Here is a 17,125-nt window from a genome sequence, read left to right as displayed (position 1 = left end):
GAAAGGGCGCTGACCTTCTGGTCGCGCCCTTGAAGTTGAACGTCAGATTGTCCAAATGCGGCCCGCGCAGCGTCGAGTCGTTACGCGGTTTGGTAAAACCGCGTAACTAAACCAACTTAAAGCCCTTGCGCTTGCCCACGGAGAGGGTGTCACCCAGTTTGAGGGCGCTGGGATCGATGTTATAGCTCTTGGGAGCCACGGCCTTGCCGTTGATTTTGACGCCGCCGCCGTCGATATCGCGGCGGGCCTGGCCGGCGCTGGCCGAAAGACCCAGGTCCTTGAGCAGGCCGGCGAGGTAAATCTGGCCCTCGTCATTGACAGTCAGCTCGGCATGCTTCTCGGGGAAGTCGGCGAGCTGGCCCTCCTTGAACACGCGGTCGAACTCGGCCTGAGCCTCGTCGCCGGCGCCGGCACCGTGGTAGGTGTCGCACAGGTCGCGGCCCAGAGCGCGCTTGAGCTCGTAGGGGTCGGCGGAGCCATCGGCCAGGGCGGCGTCGATCTTGTCGACCTCGGCAGGGGTGAGCGAGCTGGCCAGACGATAGTACTTGCCGATCATCTCGTCGGGGATGGACATGGTCTTGCCGAACATGTCCTTGGGAGCGTCGGTCAGGCCGATGTAGTTACCATAGGACTTGGACATCTTGCGCACGCCGTCGGTGCCCTCGAGCAGCGGCATGGTGAGCGCGATCTGGGGCTCCATGCCCATCTTCTCCATGAGCTCACGGCCGGCGAGCAGGTTGAAGAGCTGATCGGTGCCGCCCATCTCCACGTCGGCCTTGATCTGCACGGAGTCGAAAGCCTGCATCACGGGATACAGGAACTCATGCAGGGCGATCGGCGTCTGAGACTGGTAGCGCTTGGTAAAGTCATCGCGCTCAAGAATGCGGGCGACGGTGAACTTGGAGCACACCTGCAGCAGACCGGCCAGATCCATCGAAAGGATCCAGTCGCCGTTGTGCACGATGGTGGTCTTCTCGGGATCCAGGATCTTCATGGCCTGGCTCACGTAGGTCTCGGCATTGGCCTCGATCTGCTCCTGCGAAAGCTGCGGACGCGTGGAGTTCTTGCCCGAGGGGTCGCCGATCAGCGCGGTGCCGTTGCCGATGATGAGGGTAACGTTGTGGCCCAGGTCCTGGAACTGACGCATCTTGCGCAGCGGCACGGCGTGGCCCAGGTGCAGGTCGGGGCTGGTGGGGTCGACGCCGAGCTTGATGTTGAGGGGCTCGCCCTTCTCAAGCTTCTTGCGAAGGTCGGCCTCGGGAACGATCTGCGCGGCGCCCGAGGTGATGATACGCATTTGCTCGTCAACAGACAGCATTGGGTATCCTCCTTTTGCTATAGCACCCTCGCCGAAAACGGCGGTGCTGGAAGTCCATAAACTCTCTTATGATAACAAACTAACGCGACGCGGCACCTACGACAGGAAAATCCTCGTCCTGCCGCATGCGTCAATGGCAACTGGCAGACGTGTACCGTCACGCTCGACCAGATAGCGTGCCTGCCGACGACGCAAGCAGTCGCGGCAACGGACCTGTCCCGTCGCATCGGTGGCGCAGACGCCCTCGGCGGTCAGCAGGCAGTGCTCGCACACCATAAGCTCGGGACGGTCGGCGTCGACCGGACCCAAGACGCCGGGTTCAGCAGCCAGTTCGGCAATACGTTCCGCATCATTGCCGAGCAACTCGGCCGGCAAGTACACCCGCCCCGCACCGAGCCCGCGCAGCCAGGTAAGCGTGGCCCGATTCGCGCAGAACACCGGCGCCGCCACGTCAAACGTCACGCCCAGCTCGCGAGCGATCACCACCTGTCCCAGGTTGCGGCAGACGACGCGCCCGGCACGCTGCATCAGTGAGCGGGTCCGGCCAGCGTCACCCGTGCGGCACACCTCGTCAAGCACCACAGCGGCGTCGGACAAATCGAGTTCTCCGCGCGGGTCGGCATCCATCAACTGCCAAGCAAAAACCATGCGAGCGGGAACCGCGCACTCCACCAACTCCGTCGACGCACCGCCATCCACCGCAACGTCCTCAAAGGGCAGCACCTCAACGGCACGCGCAACGGGCGCAATCGCATCCGCCTCGGCCCGCATGCGCTCCAACACCGCCGCCGTCTGATCCAACACGCCGGCGCTGCGAATCAGGTACACCTCGCAGCCCGTGTCAATCTTACGCTTGCAATGCACGACGACGCGCTCCCCCGCTGCGGCATCCACCGGACAGGGCACCTGCGGCCAGCGCTTGGGCACATCGGGACGCGCGTCGGCACCCGGATAGAACCGAATCTCGAGCGTGTCACCCGCCGCCACGGCGGCGTCGAGCTCAACGGTCACTTCCTCGTGGCCTACAGCGACCAAGCGCCCCACGCGCACGCCCTGGTTAATTGCGCGCTCAAAGCTCATCAGTTCGGCACCCGAACGCCCTCGCAGGTATGCATCGGTAAGCCCACGGTTAAACGACCTTCCCAGCTCGCGTTCAAGCTCTTCCACGGCACCGGGGTCCCACGCGCCGTCGCACAGCATATCGAGCGCCCGGCGCCACACCCGCACCACATTGAATACGTAATCTGGGTTCTTCATGCGCCCCTCGATCTTGAGCGACGCCACGCCGACATCTGCAAGCTCGGGCAGATGCGCAATACCCAGATAGTCGCGCGGGCACAACAGGCGATCTCCCTCGACGTCGACAACGCTCTGTCCTGCCTCGTCCACCAGGTCGTACGCCAGACGGCACGGCTGTGTGCAATCACCGCGCATCGCCGAGCGGCCACGCCGCAGGGCCGAGAACCCGCACGCACCCGAGTATCCAATGCAAATAGCGCCGTGGCAAAATACCTCGATAGGCACGCCCGTGGCACATAGCGCCGCAATCTCGTCGACCGTCAGCTCGCGTGCCGTCGTCACGCGCTCGACCCCCAGCTCATCGGCGGCAAGCCGCACGGCGCCTTCGCTATGAGCGCCCGCCTGCGTGGACAGGTGAATCTCGACCCCGGGAATCGCCGTACGCAGTACACAAGCCAGCCCGGCATCGGCGACAATCAGAGCATCGGCGCCCAGCTCCAGTGCATGAGCTCCCAACGCCACCGCGTCGGACAACTCATCGTCAAACACGAACACGTTGAGCGTTACGTACACACGCACGCCATGGGCATGCGCCACGGCGCAGCCGCGCGCAAACTCGTTATCCGTAAAGCCATGGGCGCTCACACGGGCGTTAAAGCCGCCCAACCCCGCATAGATGGCATCGGCACCCGCGGCGATGGCCGCAAGCATCTGGTCGAGTCCGCCCGCCGGCGCCAGCAGCTCGGGCAGCGCCGCACCGACAGCATCCAATCCAGTCTCGTATTGTCCGCTCGGCCCCATCGTCCGAATCGCCATCGACAAACTCCTTACCAAGGTATGCATTCACTCTGAAAAATGCCGTCTTCCAGCATACACGAGGCCTCGCGCGCCCTGTTTGGTTTATCGTGTAATAACTTATGTCCATCCTGCCCCGACGGCACATCCGCCGTCCGGCACGACATACCTGGAGGTCAATATATGGGTCCTCGCCAACGACAGGGACGCAGCCGTTCAAAGACGCATGCTCTGCCCATAATCCTGCTCTCGTTTTTGGGCTTTTTGCTTATCGCGGGCGTGGCGTTTGGCATCGGCATGGTCGGCAACGTCAACCGCTGGCTGTCCGATCTGCCCGACTACACCGACGCCAACGCGTATCTGGTGAGCGAGCCCACCGAGATCGTCGACTGCAACGGCAACAAGATCGCGAGCTTCTACACGCAAAACCGCAAGTCCATCACCAAGGACGAGGTCTCCCCCTACGTGCTGCAGGGCACCGTTGACGTCGAGGACGAGCGCTTCTACGAGCACGGCGGTATCGACCTGTGGGGTATCGCGCGTGCTGCGGTGGCAACCCTCGGCGGCGGGCACGAAGGCGCCTCGACTATCACCCAGCAGCTGGTGCGCAACACCATTCTGCAGGAGGAGCAGTTCGACTCGACCATCGAGCGTAAGGTGCGCGAGGCCTACATCGCCGTCAAGATGGAGGACATGTACTCCAAAGACGAGATCCTCATGATGTACCTCAACACCATCTACTACGGTCACGGCGCCTACGGCATCGAGGCCGCAGCCGAAACCTATCTGTCCAAGAGCGCCGCCGACCTCACCCTGAGCGAGGCCGCACTGCTCATCGGCCTTCCCAACTCGCCCTCGCAGTACGACCCCACGGTCAACCCCGACCTGGCGCTGTCCCGTCGCAACAAGGTCCTTGACAACATGTTGCGCCTGGGCCACATCACGCAGGAGGAGCACGATGCCGCGCAGGCCGAGCCCATCACCCTCAACGTGACCGAGATTTCGGGCAGCGGCGTCGACGTATACTCGCAGCCCTACTTTGTCGCCTATGTTAAGCAGCTGCTGGAGCAGGAGTTCTCGACCGACGTGCTCTTTAAGGGCGGCCTGACCGTCAAGACCACCATCGACCCCACGATGCAGCAGGTGGCAGAGAATGCCGTCCGAGAGCAGCTCGACACGCTCTCGCTCGACGGCCTGGACATGGGCATGGTCGTCGTCGACCCCAAGACCGGCTACATCAAGTGCATGGTGGGCGGCTACGACTACAACGCCGACGAGAACCACGTAAACCATGCCACGGCCAAGCGTCCCGTCGGCTCCACCTTTAAGGCCTTTACGCTGGCAACTGCCATCCAAAACGGCATGAACCCCAACGTCACCCTCAACTGCAACTCGCCACTCAAGGCCAAGGGCACCACGACCGAGGTCCAAAACTACGCCAACCATAGCTATGGCAACATCACGCTTAAGCAGGCAACGGCATACTCCTCCAACACCGGCTACATCCAGGTGGCGGAAGCCGTCGGCAACAGCAAGATCATCTCACTCGTCAAAAAGCTCGGCATCGATCCCGCCAAGGACAACATCGAGGACGTTCCCGTCATGACCCTCGGCACCGGCTCGATCTCGCCGCTCGAGATGGCCGCCGCCTACGCGACGTTTGCCAACGGCGGCTACTATCGCCAGCCGATCGCCATCACCGAGATTGACTCTCGTACCGGTTCGGTGCTGTACCAGCACACCGACAATCCCTCACAGGTACTTACCGAGGGCGAGGCCGCCGCGGTCACCGATGTTCTGTCCGGCGTCATGAAGGGCGGCGGTACGGGTGCTGCCGGCGCCCTGAGCGTCAACCAGCCCTATGCCGGCAAGACGGGCACCACCGACAACACCACCAACCTGTGGTTCTGCGGCTATACCCCGCAGCTGGCGTGCGCCCTGTGGACCGGCTATTCCGCGGGCGAGATTCCCATCCAAAAATACGGCACAGACCTGCTGGGCGACAGCACCAACCTGCCTGTCTTTAAGCGGTTTATGAACACCGTTCTGACCGGTACCGAGCGCGAGGAGTTTGCGACCGGAACGGCGCCCACCTACAAGAACAACAGCGTCTGGAAGTTCTACGGCACCAACAACACCAAGAAGACGGAGAACGACGACAAGGACGAGAACGAGGACGAAGAGGAAACCACCACAACGACTACCACGACGACCACGACCACCGAGACCACGGGCGGCGACACCACCGGCGGCACCGGTACGACCGGTGGCTCGACGGGCGGCTCCACTGGTGGTTCGACCGGCGGCGATGGCGGCACGCCTACGCCTACGCCTACGCCTACACCCACTCCCGACCCCTCTCCCACGCCTGACGATACGGTTGGCTAGAAATTCATCCGGCCATTAGCAACAAGGCCCCCGAGCAGCTTATTAAAGTGCTCGGGGGCCTTTTAGTTTAAAGCGACCTGGTGGACGGCCTTTATACCGGCAAACAATATAGGGGGTACCGACCAACGTCGATACCCCCTTACAAGCCACCATGTCACGCACACAGTGCCGAGCGCACGACCCGCACGCCTACTTGCGAGAATTGCTCAGCTTATTGATCAGCGCCTCGAGACGCTCGCCGTCCTCGGCCGTCTGGGCAATAACCAAAATCGTATCGTTGCCGGCAAGCGAGCCAAGCACATCGGGCAACTCTGCCGCATCAACGGCGGCGGCGATGCCGGAAGCCGTACCAGGCTGAGCCTTGATCATAACCAGATTATCGGTGCGCAGAACGCCCGTTACGAGCTCGGAAACCATACGCTGCAGGTGCAGGTCCTCTGCCAGAACATAGATACCCTCGGGGAGCTTACGCAGCCCCATATCGGCAATATCGCGAGAGACAGTCGCCTGCGTGCAATCAAAGCCCATAGCGCGGAGCTCATCGACCAGCACGCGCTGCGTGCGGACGTCCTTATTGCGCACAATATCTCTAATGGCATCCTGGCGCCCATTGCGTTTTTTAGCCATACAAACCCTCTCTCCAAAAGATGGCGGAGACAATCAATCAGTGATTGAATAGTTTAACGCTATTTGAAGGCTTTTGTGTATAAGAACGCATTTCGAAACAATTCTATGCAAATTTGTTTCGAAATGAGCCGTTTAGGCGGTTTTTGCGCCCGTCCGGTTAAGAAAAGCTGCCAGATGCGTACACATCACGCAGCGCGCGGGCTTGGCGCTGGCGATCGGCCCAAACAACAGACCGACTCCCCGATGGTTATCCTTGAGCGCAGCGACCATCTGACGGGTTCGAGGCGCCTCGAGCATATCACGCATGCGGGCGGAACGCTCGATTGACGACACCCCATGCGGGCTCAGACACAAATTCTCGATGCAGGCGACTAGTCCGGCAAAGTAGAACTTCTGGCTTGCCAGCTTAAGCCGACCACCGCTATCTGCTTCCGAGAGTGAGTCCGCAAGCTCGTCGAGCGCTCGGGCATCATCGGATACCTTGGCATACATGGTGGGATCAAAGGCATCTGTAAGCTTAGGTGCCGCCGCGTGGAAACAAGCATCGCCGCAGCCGGACACGCATCGTGCCTGCGAAAGCGCGCATGCCATAAACCCAACTGTGCGAAACACCTTGTCGCACAAAAGGCATGCCTCAAACAGCGAGCGGCTGTACATCACGCCAGAGGTCTGAACGACAAGGCCGCCTAAAATCAACTGAGGCAGCCCGGCCACCATCGAAGATTTGCCATCAATGGAAATATGAGCAGCATCCAAGACGCGCGAATGGCGCTCTCGATGTGCATCATAGCGGTCGAGCGACACCGTGGGGAACACTATGTCTGCTGCGGTATCGCACGCGATATCGACCATCTTGGAAAGGGACTGCGGAGCAAACCACTCATCGGCGTTCATAGCGATGATTTGAGAGCCACGCGAGGCAGCAAAACCGGCACGAAGGCAAGCACCGCGCTTCGCGTCCTCGACGTCAATCAAATCAATATGGATGTCCCTGTCGGCAGCAACTTGAAGCGAATGGCGCACACCGGGCGCAGCATCGCGGCAGACAACGACAATCTGCAAATCGTAGAGGTCTTGGTTCTGGATACTCTCGAGCGCACGCATCGCATAGCTGGGCGAACCTTCTACCACAAGGATCACCGAAAGTCGCGGATGCGAGCCACGTCGAACCAAGTTATCCGTCCTCTCGACAGCAATGAATCAAATCGTGGTTCATGGTACACCCCGGCAATAAAAGCAATGAGACACCGGTTGTATTGCACGCCAAGAACAGATGTTGCACACGCGCAGCCCACAGATAATGGGTGTCGACGCACGACGCGTCGAGCCCTCCCCTAGTCGAGCACGACGAGCTCGGCGGGATCGTAATCCACGCCCATAAACGTAAGGCCGCAGGCAGGAGCCGTGGGGCCCGCAGCGGTACGGTCGCAAGCATCGATGACCTCGCGCATCCACTCGGGTTCACGGCGATGCATGCCAATCGCGACAAGCGTGCCAACGATCGTACGGACCATCGAATGCAGAAACGCATTGCCCTCGATGGTAAACGTCAGGATGTCCTCGCCAAACGCAACCTCATGGCCAAACTCGGCGCGCATTACGCAGCGGTGCGTAGGTTTGCCCACGGCAGAAGCAACCTTGCAAAAGCTTTTAAAGTCCTGCTCGCCCAGCAGCGCGGGGCAGGCAGCAGACATAGCCTCAACATCCAAGGGATAGCGATGCCACCACACCGCACCGCGGGACAGCACGGGGCGCGCATCTCGATCGGCAATACGGTACGTATACGTACGGGAACGCGCGTCAAAACGTGCAGAAAAGCCTTTACGGGCCTTGTAGACCTCGTTGATGGCGATATCTTTGGGCAGCAGGGCATCCATAGCCCGCAGCCACCTACGGCGCGTTAGGGCGAGCTCAGCGTCCGTTACGGGCACGCTGATGTACTGAGCCACGGCATGCACGCCGGCATCGGTGCGACCCGCGCACGTCAGATCGATCGGACGGCGAAGCAGCGTCTCGATGGCTCGACGCAGCTCACCCGCAACCGTCGTCTGTCCCGGCTGCTCGGCAAAGCCGCTATAGGACGAGCCATCGTATGCCACGCGGAAAACGAGCGTGGCATCGAGCTCTGGAATCGAATTGAAATCAGACGGCGCGGTCATGGGCGCTCCCAACAAACAGGCAATGGCATTTCGACAAAAAAAGAGGGGTACGCGAACGTACCCCTCGAATATAGCCTATGCAGACGGATTGTCTACTCAGCGGTCTCCTCAGCAGGAGCCTCCTCGGCAGCCTCGACCTTCTTGGGAGCAGCGGCCTTCTTGGGGGCCGGAGCAGCCTTCTTGGCCTTAGGCGTGCAAGGCTCGGTGACGAGCTCCATGATAACGATGGGAGCGTTGTCGCCCTTGCGGTTACCGAGCTTCATGATGCGGGTATAACCGCCGTTGCGATCCTGCCACATACCCTGGGCAGCCTTGTCGAAGATCTCGGCAACGAGCTGCTTATCGCCGAGCTTGGCGATAGCCAGACGACGAGAGTGCAGGTCGCCCTTCTTGGCCCAAGTGATGATCGGATCGACGACCGAACGCAGCGCCTTAGCGCGGGTCTCGGTGGTCTTGATGCGGTCGTTCTCGAAGAGGGCCTTAGCAAGGCTCTTCTTCATGGCCTTGGTGTGGCTCGCATCGGTGCCGAGCTTCAGGCCCTTCTTAACGTTGTGACGCATGGTCTAGTTTCTCCTCAAATATGCGAAGCATTAAGCCTTCAGGCTCAGGCCCATGGACTCAAGCTTGTCCTTCACTTCCTCGATCGACTTAACACCGAAGTTACGGATGTTGAGCAGATCGTTCTCCGAGAACTCAACGAGCTGACGGACCGAGTGAATGCTGGCGCGCTTAAGGCAGTTGTAGGAACGGACGGAAAGGTCCAGATCCTCGATCTGCTTGTCCAGCTCGGCGTTGTCGTTGGTGACCTCGGGAGCGAAGATCGAAGCCTCCTCCTCGACCTCGGGGGTCTCGGCAAGGTTCATAAAGGCGGCCATATGCTGGTTGATGATATTGGCAGCCTGGACCACGGCGTCGCGCGGGGCGATGGAGCCGTTGGTCTCGATCTCGAGGACAAGGCGGTCGTAGTCGGTGTGCTGACCGACACGGCAAGCCTCAACGAGCTTGGCGCAACGGGAAACCGGCGAGTACAGCGAGTCGACGTGGATCACACCGATGGGATCGTTGTCGCGCTTGTTGGCCTCGCCAGAAACATAGCCGCGGCCATAGCCGATGCGCATGCTCATGGTGAGATGGCCACCCTCGGTGAGCGTAGCAATGTGCTGCTCGAGGTTGACCAGCTCAAACTCGGACGGAATAAAGAAGTCCGCACCGGTGACCTCGCAGGGGCCGTCAACCGAGATGGTGGCGGTCGCCTCGTCGGTCGTGCCGAGAGCCCTGAAGACAAGACCCTTGACATTCAGGACGATGTCGGTGACATCCTCGACCATGTTAGGGATGGTCATGAACTCGTGCTGCGCACCATCGATCTGAATAGCCTCGACGGCGGCACCCTCGAGCGAGGACAGAAGAACGCGACGAAGGGAGTTACCCAGCGTATCGCCGTAACCACGCTCGAGCGGCTCGACGGAGACACGAGCAGACGTCTCGTTGATCTCTTCGACCTGAACCTGAGGCCTAATGAATTCTGACATGTATTACCTCCAGCCTCAGCAGCCCGGATGGACTACTTAGAGTAGAGCTCGACGATGAGCTGCTCGTTGATATCACCGCTGATCTGCTCACGCGTCGGCAGAGCGAGCACGTTACCAGACAGCTTCTCGATATCGACCTCGAGCCAGCCAGGGACCTCAAAGCGCTCGGAGGAAATCAGGGCCTCCTTGATGGGGAGGAGGTCACGGAACTTCTCGCCGACAGCGACGACGTCGCCGGCCTTGACGCGGTAGGACGGGATGTCCACGCGCTTACCGTTCACGGTGAAGTGACCGTGACGGACGGACTGACGAGCCTCTTTGCGGGTGCGGGCGAAGCCAAGACGGAAGACGACGTTGTCGAGGCGAGACTCAAGAATGATCATGAGGTTCTCACCGGTGACGCCGTTCATCTTACGGGCCTTGTTGAAGTAGCCGTGGAACTGCTTCTCCAGAACGCCATAGATGAACTTGACCTTCTGCTTCTCGCGCAGCTGCATGCCGTACTCAGATTCCTTGCGACGGCGCTTGGGCTGACGGATAGATTCCTTCTTGCTGCTGTAACCGAGCTCAGCGGGATCGATCCCGAGCTGACGGCAGCGCTTAAGAACAGGAGTCCTGTCGATTGCCATATTGATACGATCCTTTCAGTTACACGCGGCGACGCTTCTTGGGGCGGCAGCCGTTGTGCGGAATGGGGGTCTTGTCCTGGATGCTCGAGACCTCGAGGCCAGCAGCCTGGAGGGAGCGGATGGCGGTCTCACGACCGGAGCCGGGGCCCTTGACGAAGACGGAAACCTTCTTCATACCGTGCTCCATGGCCTGCTTGGCAGCAGCCTCGGCAGCCATCTGGGCAGCGAACGGCGTGGACTTACGGGAGCCCTTGAAGCCCACCTGGCCAGCCGACTTCCAGGAAATGACGTTGCCCTGGGGATCGGTGATCGAAACGATCGTGTTGTTGAACGTAGAACGAATGTGAGCCTGGCCCACGGAAATGTTCTTACGGTCCGCGCGCTTCAGACGGGCAGCGCGAACGTTCTTCTTAGCAGTAGCCATCTATCTAGCGCTCCTTATTTCTTCTTCTTAGCACCGATCTGACGCTTCGGGCCCTTGCGGGTACGAGCGTTAGTGTGGGTGCGCTGGCCGCGGACCGGGAGGCCCTTGCGGTGACGAAGGCCGCGGTTGCAGCCGATGTCCATAAGGCGCTTGACGTTCTGGTTGCGCTCACGGCGGAGGTCGCCCTCAACCATGATCTGGTTCTTATCGATATAATCGCGGATGGCGTTAACCTCATCCTCGGTGAGGTCCTTAACGCGCGTATCCACGTTAACGTTGCACTCGACGCAAATCTTCGTCGCAGTGGTGCGGCCGATGCCGTAAATGTAGGTCAGACCGATCTCAACGCGCTTCTCACGCGGGAGGTCGACACCATTAATACGGGCCAACGTAGTCTCCTCTCTTAACCCTGACGCTGCTTATGACGGGGGTTCTCGCAAATGACGAGGACCTTGCCATGGCGCCTAATGATTTTGCACTTATCGCACATCTTCTTGACCGAAGGACGTACCTTCATCGTTCTTCCTTTCGGTAGCGCTCAAACTACTTCCCTACTATCTACTCGCCCAGCCGCAGGCGTTTAAAACTATGGCTGGTCTTCACACACAATCCGACCGTAGGTTGAGCTAAGCCTGCAGTCGGAAATGGAGTGCGTGTATGCGTGCCGCTATTTGTAGCGATAGGTGATGCGGCCGCGGGTCAGGTCGTACGGGGAAAGCTCCACGACAACCCTGTCACCGGGGAGAATACGGATGTAATTCATTCGGATCTTGCCAGAAATGTTGCACAGAACCGAATGACCGTTCTCGAGCTCAACCTTAAACATGGCGTTGGGCAGCGGCTCCTTTACCGTACCCTCGAGCTCAATTGCGTCTTCCTTCTTCACAAGCAATCATCTTTCTCTAGAAAACGACAGCGATTGAGTATTCTACAACACGTATGCACGCATCGTAATAACTTCGTAATGGCTCCACAACTAAGTGGAACTTGTTACATTTGAAATGTAAAACAAAGCCGTTCCCTGATGCCCAAGATCGCCTTGAAATGAGAAGGCATAGACCTTGGGGTCATGCCTTCGAAATTGAAAGGCGAGGTTGGGCATCAGGGGGCGGCGACTTTTACATTTCTCCGCCTTGGAGCGAACACCAAGCACCTTGCGCATCCGTGGTAAGAATCACCGGACCGTCATTGGTAATGGCGACGGTGTTCTCGTAGTGCGCGGCGGGCAGGTGGTCGTTGGTCGTAACAATCCAACCGTCGGAGCCCGTGCTCACATGGTTGGAACCCATCGTAACCATCGGCTCGATGGCAATGACCATGCCGGCCTGGAGTCGAACGCCCCTCCCCTTCTTTCCATAGTTAGGAACGTTGGGGTCCTCGTGCATCACGCGGCCAATGCCATGGCCCACATAATCACGAAGCACGCCGTAACCGTGAGACTCGGCGAGAAACTGAACGGCATAACCGACGTCCCCGATATGGTTACCGGGAACGGCCTGCTCGATAGCAGCCTTAAGGCAATCGCGCGTGACCTCGCACAAAGCCTTGGCTTCAGGCGTGGGGGTGCCGACGAAAAACGTCCAAGCGTTATCGCCGACCCAACCGTCGACAACGGCTCCCGTATCGATGGAGATGATATCGCCATCGCGCAGGATCATGTCGGGGTTGGGAATACCGTGGACCACGGCATCGTTGATCGATGCGCAAATGGTCCCCGGGAACCCGCCGTAACCCTTAAAGGCCGGGGTGCCGCCATGCATGCGGATAATCTGCTCCGCGAGCTGATCGAGCTCAAAAGTCGAAACGCCGGGGCGCACCATGGCTCCAACGTGGCGGAGCGCCATCTTAGATAGCGCTCCTGCCTTCTTCATCTGCTCGATTTGCGTTGCAGACTTAATCTTGATCATAGACCGAGAGCCTCTTTGACATCCCCGTACACGGTCTCGCGAGCCTGGTCACCGTTGACCGACTTGAGCAGACCCTGGCCACGATAGTAGTCGACGAGCGGGCTCGTGGACTTCTCGTAGACGTCGAGACGGTTCTTGATGGTCTCGGGCTTGTCGTCGTCGCGCTGATACATCTCGCCTGCGCACTTGGGGCAGGTAGCATCGGCAGCGGTGCCGGTGTAACCGCAGGCGCGGCAGGTGCGACGCGAAGACAGACGATCGATGATGACCTCGGGGGCCACATCGACCAGAAGGGCGCAGTCGATCTCGCGACCCATGGCGGAGAGCTCGGAATCGAGCGTCACAGCCTGGGCGGTGTTGCGCGGGAAGCCGTCGAGGATGAAGCCCTGCTGGGCGTCATCGGCGGCAAGGCGCTCCTTGACAAGGTCGATCACGAGCTGGTCGGGGACGAGCTCGCCAGCATCCATGTACTTCTTAGCCTGAATACCAAGCTCGGTGCCACCCTTGACGGCAGCACGCAGCAGGTCGCCCGTGGAAATGTGGGCGACGCCAAACTCGGCGACGAGCTCCTGTGCGACGGTGCCCTTACCGGCACCCGGAGCTCCGAGCAATACGAGGTTCATGAGCAATCCTCCTCTAGCCTATTTAAAGAATCCATCGTAATCATACATCTTGATCTGGCCTTCGAGCTTATCGACCGTGTCGAGCACGACGCCGACCATGATGAGGATGGACGTGCCACCAAAAGCCTGGATCAGATGGTTACCCGTGAAGGAGAAGATGATCGAAGGCACGATGGCGATGAGCGCCAAAAAGACAGCGCTGGGAAGCGTGATCTTGTTGAGCGCGTTCTTGATGTAGGCCGCGGTAGCCCTACCCGGACGCACGCCCGGAATAAAGCCGCCCTGTTTCTTAAGGTTGTCGGCCGTGTCATCGGGGTTGAACACCATAGAGGTGTAGAAGTACGCGAAAAACACGATGAGGACAACATTAAGCACCCAGTTGAGCCAACCGGTCGAAAGCGCAGAGGCAACTGCCTGAATCCAGCCGATGCCGGGGAAGAACACGGCAATCTGAGCCGGGAAGTACAGCAGCGCCGAAGCGAAGATGATCGGCACGACACCCGCGGTGTTGACCTTGATGGGCAGGTAGGTGGTCTGGCCACCCATCATGCGACGGCCCACGACGCGCTTAGCGTAGGAGACCGGGATGCGGCGCTGGCCGCGCTCAAGGAAAACAATCAGCGGGATAACCAGCAGGATGATGGCACAGATGATCACCATGGTGATGATGCCACCGGCATTGCCCTCGGTGCTGGAGAAGATAGCCTGCGGAAGGCCGGCCATGATGTTCGCGAAGATGATCAGCGACATGCCATTGCCGATACCGCGCTGGGTGATGAGCTCACCAATCCACATGATCAGCATGGCGCCCGCGGTGAGCGTACCGACGATCATGAGGTCGAAGATGATCTCGGGAGCGCCGGCGCCATTAAAGCTGATGCCGAAGCTCTTAAAGAGGAAGAGGTAACCCACGGAGTTGAGGATTGCCAGAGCCAGGGTGAGGTAACGCGAATACTGTGTAATCTTGGTCTGACCGACCTCGCCCTCGCGGGCAAGCTCATGCAGGGAAGGCACGACGGCCTGGAGCATCTGGAGGATGATCGAGCTGGTGATGTAAGGCATGATGCCCAGCGAAAACACCGAAACATAGCTCAAAGCGCCGCCAGAGAAAAGATTCAGGAGGGCCATAGCACCTGCGGCGACCGAATTGTTATCGGTCGAGAAAAGGCCCAGCATCCCCTGGAAGGGAATGCCGGGCACAGGAACGTGCGCACCAATGCGGTACACGACGAGCATAGCTATGGTAAAAAGAATCTTTTCGCGCAATTCTTTGATGCGGAAAGCATTCTTAAGACCATTTAGCACGGCAGCTCGACCTTTCCGCCGGCGGCCTCGATCTTGGCCTGCGCAGAAGCGCTGACCTTGTCGACCTTGACCGTGAACTTCTTGGTGAGCTCACCATTGCCGAGCACCTTGACGGGCTCGAACTCGCTCTTGGTGATGCGAGCGGCCTTAAGAGCGGCACCGTCGATCACAGCGCCGTCCTCGAACTTGCGCTCGAGACGCTCAACGTTAACAGCGGTGTACTCGATACGACGGGGGTTGCGGAAGCCCGGAAGCTTGGGCAGGCGCATAGCCAGCGGAGTCTGGCCACCCTCGAAGCCGGCACCCTTGGTGCCGCCAGAGCGGGAACCCTGGCCCTTCTGACCGCGGCCAGAAGTGGTGCCGTGACCCGAAGAATTGCCACGGCCGACGCGCTTGCGGTTCTTGGTGGAACCGGGCGCGGGAGTAAGATCGTGAAGCTGCATTTGCTACTCCTCTACAATCTCGACAAGGTGCTTGACCTTGAAGATCATGCCGCGGACGGACTCGTTGTCAGCAATCTCGCGAACCTCGCGGATCCTGTGGAGACCGAGGGCACGGACAGTACGGACCTGGTCCTGCTTGCAACCGTTGGTGCTGCGGACCTGCTTGATCTTGATGGTGTCAGCCATGCTTAGTTCTCCTTACCGACGAACATCTCGGAGACCGTCAGGCCACGGCGAGCCGCGACGTCCTCAGGGCTGGAGAGCTCCTTGAGGCCCTCGACGGCAGCCTTGATGATGTTGAGGCCGTTGTCGGTACCGAGGGACTTGGACAGGACGTTCTTGATGCCAGCAAGCTCGAAGAGGGGACGCACAGCGCCGCCGGCGATAACGCCGGTACCCTCGACAGCGGGCTTGATGATGATGCGGCCGGCACCAAAGTGACCGAGAACCTCGTGCGGAATGGTGCCCTGATCGGTCACCGGCACGTGGAACATGTTCTTCTTGGCATCGAGAGACGCCTTGGAGATGGCCATGGGCACCTCAGCGGACTTGCCCATGCCAACGCCGACGTTGCCCTTGCCGTCGCCAACGACGACGAGAGCGACGAGGCTCATGCGACGACCGCCCTTGACGGTCTTCGACACGCGGTTGATGTAAACGACGCGCTCCTCGAACTCGGAGGCCTCGCGCTGCTGCTTCTGATTACGAGCCATGTGCTACATACCTCCTAGAACTCGAGACCGGCGGCACGAGCACCGTCGGCGAGGGCCTTGACGCGGCCATGGTAGATACGGCCACCGCGATCGAAGGCGACCTTGGTGATGCCGGCCTCGATGGCGCGCTTGCCAACGAGCTGACCGACCTTCTCCGCAGCCTCCTTGTTCGAGGTGTGGGTGCCCTTGAACTCGGCCTCGAGGGTCGAGGCAGAGACGAGCGTCAGGCTGGAGCCCTTGCTGTCGTCGATGATCTGGGCATAGATGTTGGCGTTAGTACGGGTCACGCGAAGACGCGGACGCTCGGAGGTACCCGAGACCTTGCCGCGAACACGACGCTGACGACGCTTGAGGCCTTCCAGCTTCGCCTTATGCTTGTTCATACGTAAACTCCTAAAAAGGTTGATCTTGCCAGCACCTGACGGGGTGCTGGTCTTATGCGAGTGAGTCGGTTACGACTACTTGGCGGCCTTACCCAGCTTGCGGCGGATGTGCTCGCCAACGTAGTGGATACCCTTGCCCTTGTAAGGCTCGGGAGGACGATGGCCGCGGATCTCAGCGGCGATCTGACCGACCTGCTGCTTGTTGATACCCTTGACGTTCACGTGGGTGTTGTCGGGAACCTCGAAGGTGATGCCCTCGGGAGCCTCGACGATCACGGGGTGCGAGAAGCCCAGGGAGAACTCGAGGTTCTTGCCCTTCTGCTGCACGCGGTAACCGACGCCGGCGAGCTCGAGCTTCTTCTCGAAGCCCTCGGAAACGCCAACAACCATGTTGTGGATGAGGGCACGGGTGAGGCCGTGGCGGGCACGGGTCTCACGCTCGTCGTCGGGACGGGAAACGGTGAGGACGTTGTCCTCGACGTTGATAGCGAGCTTCTCAAAGACATCGAGCTCGAGCTGGCCCTTGGGGCCCTTGACGACAACGTTGTTGCCGTTGACTGCCACTTCGACTCCGGCGGGAATCTGGACAGGCTTATTACCGATACGAGACACGGTGATCTCCTTTCCTTCTACCTACCGA

General features: G+C 59.9%; 21 protein-coding genes. 1 reads left to right on the top strand and 20 read right to left on the bottom strand.

Translation table 11 applies throughout. The features are described from left to right. Positions 1 to 106: 106 nt before the first annotated feature. Positions 107 to 1,318: a tyrosine--tRNA ligase gene (gene tyrS, locus AB5202_RS06905; RefSeq protein WP_195520862.1), complete on the bottom strand. Its 1,212-nt coding sequence runs from the start codon at positions 1,316 to 1,318 to the stop codon at positions 107 to 109. Between the two features lie 96 nt (positions 1,319 to 1,414). Continuing rightward, complete coding sequence (locus tag AB5202_RS06900) at positions 1,415 to 3,373, bottom strand: U32 family peptidase (RefSeq protein ID WP_368144003.1); 1,959 nt, start codon at positions 3,371 to 3,373, stop codon at positions 1,415 to 1,417. 162 nt (positions 3,374 to 3,535) lie between these two features. Here AB5202_RS06900 and AB5202_RS06895 point away from each other — a divergent pair, with 162 nt between their 5' ends. After that, positions 3,536 to 5,740, top strand: a complete 2,205-nt coding sequence (locus tag AB5202_RS06895) for a transglycosylase domain-containing protein (RefSeq protein WP_368144004.1) — start codon at positions 3,536 to 3,538, stop codon at positions 5,738 to 5,740. 189 nt (positions 5,741 to 5,929) lie between these two features. Here the strand turns inward: AB5202_RS06895 and AB5202_RS06890 are convergent, their stop codons facing one another. The 18 genes from AB5202_RS06890 to rplF all read right to left on the bottom strand — a co-directional run bounded on the left by AB5202_RS06890 (position 5,930) and on the right by rplF (position 17,097). Then, the gene (locus tag AB5202_RS06890) at positions 5,930 to 6,367 is read right to left on the bottom strand and encodes an arginine repressor (RefSeq protein ID WP_006235280.1); all 438 of its coding nucleotides are present in this window, start codon (positions 6,365 to 6,367) and stop codon (positions 5,930 to 5,932) included. A gap of 132 nt (positions 6,368 to 6,499) precedes the next feature. After that, positions 6,500 to 7,498, bottom strand: coding sequence for a glycosyltransferase family 2 protein (locus tag AB5202_RS06885; RefSeq protein ID WP_368144006.1), 999 nt, complete (start codon positions 7,496 to 7,498; stop codon positions 6,500 to 6,502). Positions 7,499 to 7,701: 203 nt separating this feature from the next. Continuing rightward, on the bottom strand, positions 7,702 to 8,526 hold the full coding sequence (truA, locus tag AB5202_RS06880; protein WP_055287449.1) for a tRNA pseudouridine(38-40) synthase TruA: 825 nt from the start codon (positions 8,524 to 8,526) through the stop codon (positions 7,702 to 7,704). 92 nt (positions 8,527 to 8,618) lie between these two features. Further along, on the bottom strand, positions 8,619 to 9,086 hold the full coding sequence (rplQ, locus tag AB5202_RS06875; protein WP_055287451.1) for a 50S ribosomal protein L17: 468 nt from the start codon (positions 9,084 to 9,086) through the stop codon (positions 8,619 to 8,621). 30 nt (positions 9,087 to 9,116) lie between these two features. Then, entirely contained in the window at positions 9,117 to 10,058 is a 942-nt protein-coding gene (locus tag AB5202_RS06870) for a DNA-directed RNA polymerase subunit alpha (protein WP_368144007.1), read from the bottom strand. Between the two features lie 32 nt (positions 10,059 to 10,090). Continuing rightward, entirely contained in the window at positions 10,091 to 10,687 is a 597-nt protein-coding gene (gene rpsD / locus AB5202_RS06865) for a 30S ribosomal protein S4 (protein WP_006235275.1), read from the bottom strand. Between the two features lie 19 nt (positions 10,688 to 10,706). Then, a complete protein-coding gene (gene rpsK, locus AB5202_RS06860; RefSeq protein WP_006235274.1) occupies positions 10,707 to 11,111 on the bottom strand; it encodes a 30S ribosomal protein S11 in 405 nt (134 codons plus the stop codon). A 14-nt stretch (positions 11,112 to 11,125) separates the two neighbouring features. Next, positions 11,126 to 11,500: a 30S ribosomal protein S13 gene (gene rpsM / locus AB5202_RS06855; RefSeq protein WP_022094275.1), complete on the bottom strand. Its 375-nt coding sequence runs from the start codon at positions 11,498 to 11,500 to the stop codon at positions 11,126 to 11,128. Positions 11,501 to 11,514: 14 nt separating this feature from the next. After that, positions 11,515 to 11,628, bottom strand: a complete 114-nt coding sequence (gene rpmJ / locus AB5202_RS06850; protein WP_006363204.1) for a 50S ribosomal protein L36 — start codon at positions 11,626 to 11,628, stop codon at positions 11,515 to 11,517. Between the two features lie 150 nt (positions 11,629 to 11,778). Then, positions 11,779 to 11,997, bottom strand: coding sequence for a translation initiation factor IF-1 (infA, locus tag AB5202_RS06845; protein WP_035137443.1), 219 nt, complete (start codon positions 11,995 to 11,997; stop codon positions 11,779 to 11,781). 232 nt (positions 11,998 to 12,229) lie between these two features. Then, positions 12,230 to 13,018: a type I methionyl aminopeptidase gene (map, locus tag AB5202_RS06840; RefSeq protein ID WP_161156850.1), complete on the bottom strand. Its 789-nt coding sequence runs from the start codon at positions 13,016 to 13,018 to the stop codon at positions 12,230 to 12,232. Further along, positions 13,015 to 13,641 (bottom strand): adenylate kinase, encoded by a 627-nt coding sequence (locus AB5202_RS06835; RefSeq protein ID WP_055252238.1) that lies wholly within the window; start codon positions 13,639 to 13,641, stop codon positions 13,015 to 13,017. The genes map and AB5202_RS06835 overlap by 4 nt, the downstream gene beginning before the upstream one ends. An 18-nt stretch (positions 13,642 to 13,659) precedes the next feature. Further along, positions 13,660 to 14,946 (bottom strand): preprotein translocase subunit SecY, encoded by a 1,287-nt coding sequence (gene secY, locus AB5202_RS06830; RefSeq protein WP_035137447.1) that lies wholly within the window; start codon positions 14,944 to 14,946, stop codon positions 13,660 to 13,662. After that, positions 14,940 to 15,389, bottom strand: coding sequence for a 50S ribosomal protein L15 (gene rplO, locus AB5202_RS06825; RefSeq protein ID WP_006235267.1), 450 nt, complete (start codon positions 15,387 to 15,389; stop codon positions 14,940 to 14,942). Before rplO ends, secY begins: the two co-directional genes overlap by 7 nt. A gap of 3 nt (positions 15,390 to 15,392) precedes the next feature. Next, complete coding sequence (gene rpmD, locus AB5202_RS06820; protein ID WP_006235266.1) at positions 15,393 to 15,575, bottom strand: 50S ribosomal protein L30; 183 nt, start codon at positions 15,573 to 15,575, stop codon at positions 15,393 to 15,395. 2 nt (positions 15,576 to 15,577) lie between these two features. Then, positions 15,578 to 16,102 carry a 30S ribosomal protein S5 gene (rpsE, locus tag AB5202_RS06815; protein ID WP_022094279.1) on the bottom strand — a complete coding sequence of 175 codons (525 nt, stop codon included), beginning with the start codon at positions 16,100 to 16,102 and terminating at the stop codon, positions 15,578 to 15,580. Between the two features lie 14 nt (positions 16,103 to 16,116). Continuing rightward, complete coding sequence (rplR, locus tag AB5202_RS06810; protein ID WP_006235264.1) at positions 16,117 to 16,485, bottom strand: 50S ribosomal protein L18; 369 nt, start codon at positions 16,483 to 16,485, stop codon at positions 16,117 to 16,119. A 75-nt stretch (positions 16,486 to 16,560) separates the two neighbouring features. Beyond that, positions 16,561 to 17,097 (bottom strand): 50S ribosomal protein L6, encoded by a 537-nt coding sequence (gene rplF, locus AB5202_RS06805; RefSeq protein WP_006235263.1) that lies wholly within the window; start codon positions 17,095 to 17,097, stop codon positions 16,561 to 16,563. Between the last annotated feature and the right edge of the window lie 28 nt (positions 17,098 to 17,125).

Origin of the sequence: Collinsella aerofaciens, from assembly GCF_040915545.1 — a bacterium.
Classification (GTDB): Bacteria; Actinomycetota; Coriobacteriia; order Coriobacteriales; family Coriobacteriaceae; genus Collinsella; species Collinsella aerofaciens_BE.
This window is presented reverse-complemented; position numbering and strand designations above follow the sequence as displayed.

Excerpts from the sequence above, each read along its gene's own strand:
- tyrS (WP_195520862.1), bottom strand. The coding sequence starts at position 1,318 with ATGCTGTCTGTTGACGAGCAAATGCGTATCATCACCTCGGGCGCCGCG.
- AB5202_RS06900 (WP_368144003.1), bottom strand. The coding sequence starts at position 3,373 with ATGGCGATTCGGACGATGGGGCCGAGCGGACAATACGAGACTGGATTG.
- AB5202_RS06895 (WP_368144004.1), top strand. The coding sequence starts at position 3,536 with ATGGGTCCTCGCCAACGACAGGGACGCAGCCGTTCAAAGACGCATGCT.
- AB5202_RS06890 (WP_006235280.1), bottom strand. The coding sequence starts at position 6,367 with ATGGCTAAAAAACGCAATGGGCGCCAGGATGCCATTAGAGATATTGTG.
- truA (WP_055287449.1), bottom strand. The coding sequence starts at position 8,526 with ATGACCGCGCCGTCTGATTTCAATTCGATTCCAGAGCTCGATGCCACG.
- rplQ (WP_055287451.1), bottom strand. The coding sequence starts at position 9,086 with ATGCGTCACAACGTTAAGAAGGGCCTGAAGCTCGGCACCGATGCGAGC.
- AB5202_RS06870 (WP_368144007.1), bottom strand. The coding sequence starts at position 10,058 with ATGTCAGAATTCATTAGGCCTCAGGTTCAGGTCGAAGAGATCAACGAG.
- rpsD (WP_006235275.1), bottom strand. The coding sequence starts at position 10,687 with ATGGCAATCGACAGGACTCCTGTTCTTAAGCGCTGCCGTCAGCTCGGG.
- rpsK (WP_006235274.1), bottom strand. The coding sequence starts at position 11,111 with ATGGCTACTGCTAAGAAGAACGTTCGCGCTGCCCGTCTGAAGCGCGCG.
- rpmJ (WP_006363204.1), bottom strand. The coding sequence starts at position 11,628 with ATGAAGGTACGTCCTTCGGTCAAGAAGATGTGCGATAAGTGCAAAATC.
- map (WP_161156850.1), bottom strand. The coding sequence starts at position 13,018 with ATGATCAAGATTAAGTCTGCAACGCAAATCGAGCAGATGAAGAAGGCA.
- AB5202_RS06835 (WP_055252238.1), bottom strand. The coding sequence starts at position 13,641 with ATGAACCTCGTATTGCTCGGAGCTCCGGGTGCCGGTAAGGGCACCGTC.
- rplO (WP_006235267.1), bottom strand. The coding sequence starts at position 15,389 with ATGCAGCTTCACGATCTTACTCCCGCGCCCGGTTCCACCAAGAACCGC.
- rpmD (WP_006235266.1), bottom strand. The coding sequence starts at position 15,575 with ATGGCTGACACCATCAAGATCAAGCAGGTCCGCAGCACCAACGGTTGC.
- rpsE (WP_022094279.1), bottom strand. The coding sequence starts at position 16,102 with ATGGCTCGTAATCAGAAGCAGCAGCGCGAGGCCTCCGAGTTCGAGGAG.
- rplR (WP_006235264.1), bottom strand. The coding sequence starts at position 16,485 with ATGAACAAGCATAAGGCGAAGCTGGAAGGCCTCAAGCGTCGTCAGCGT.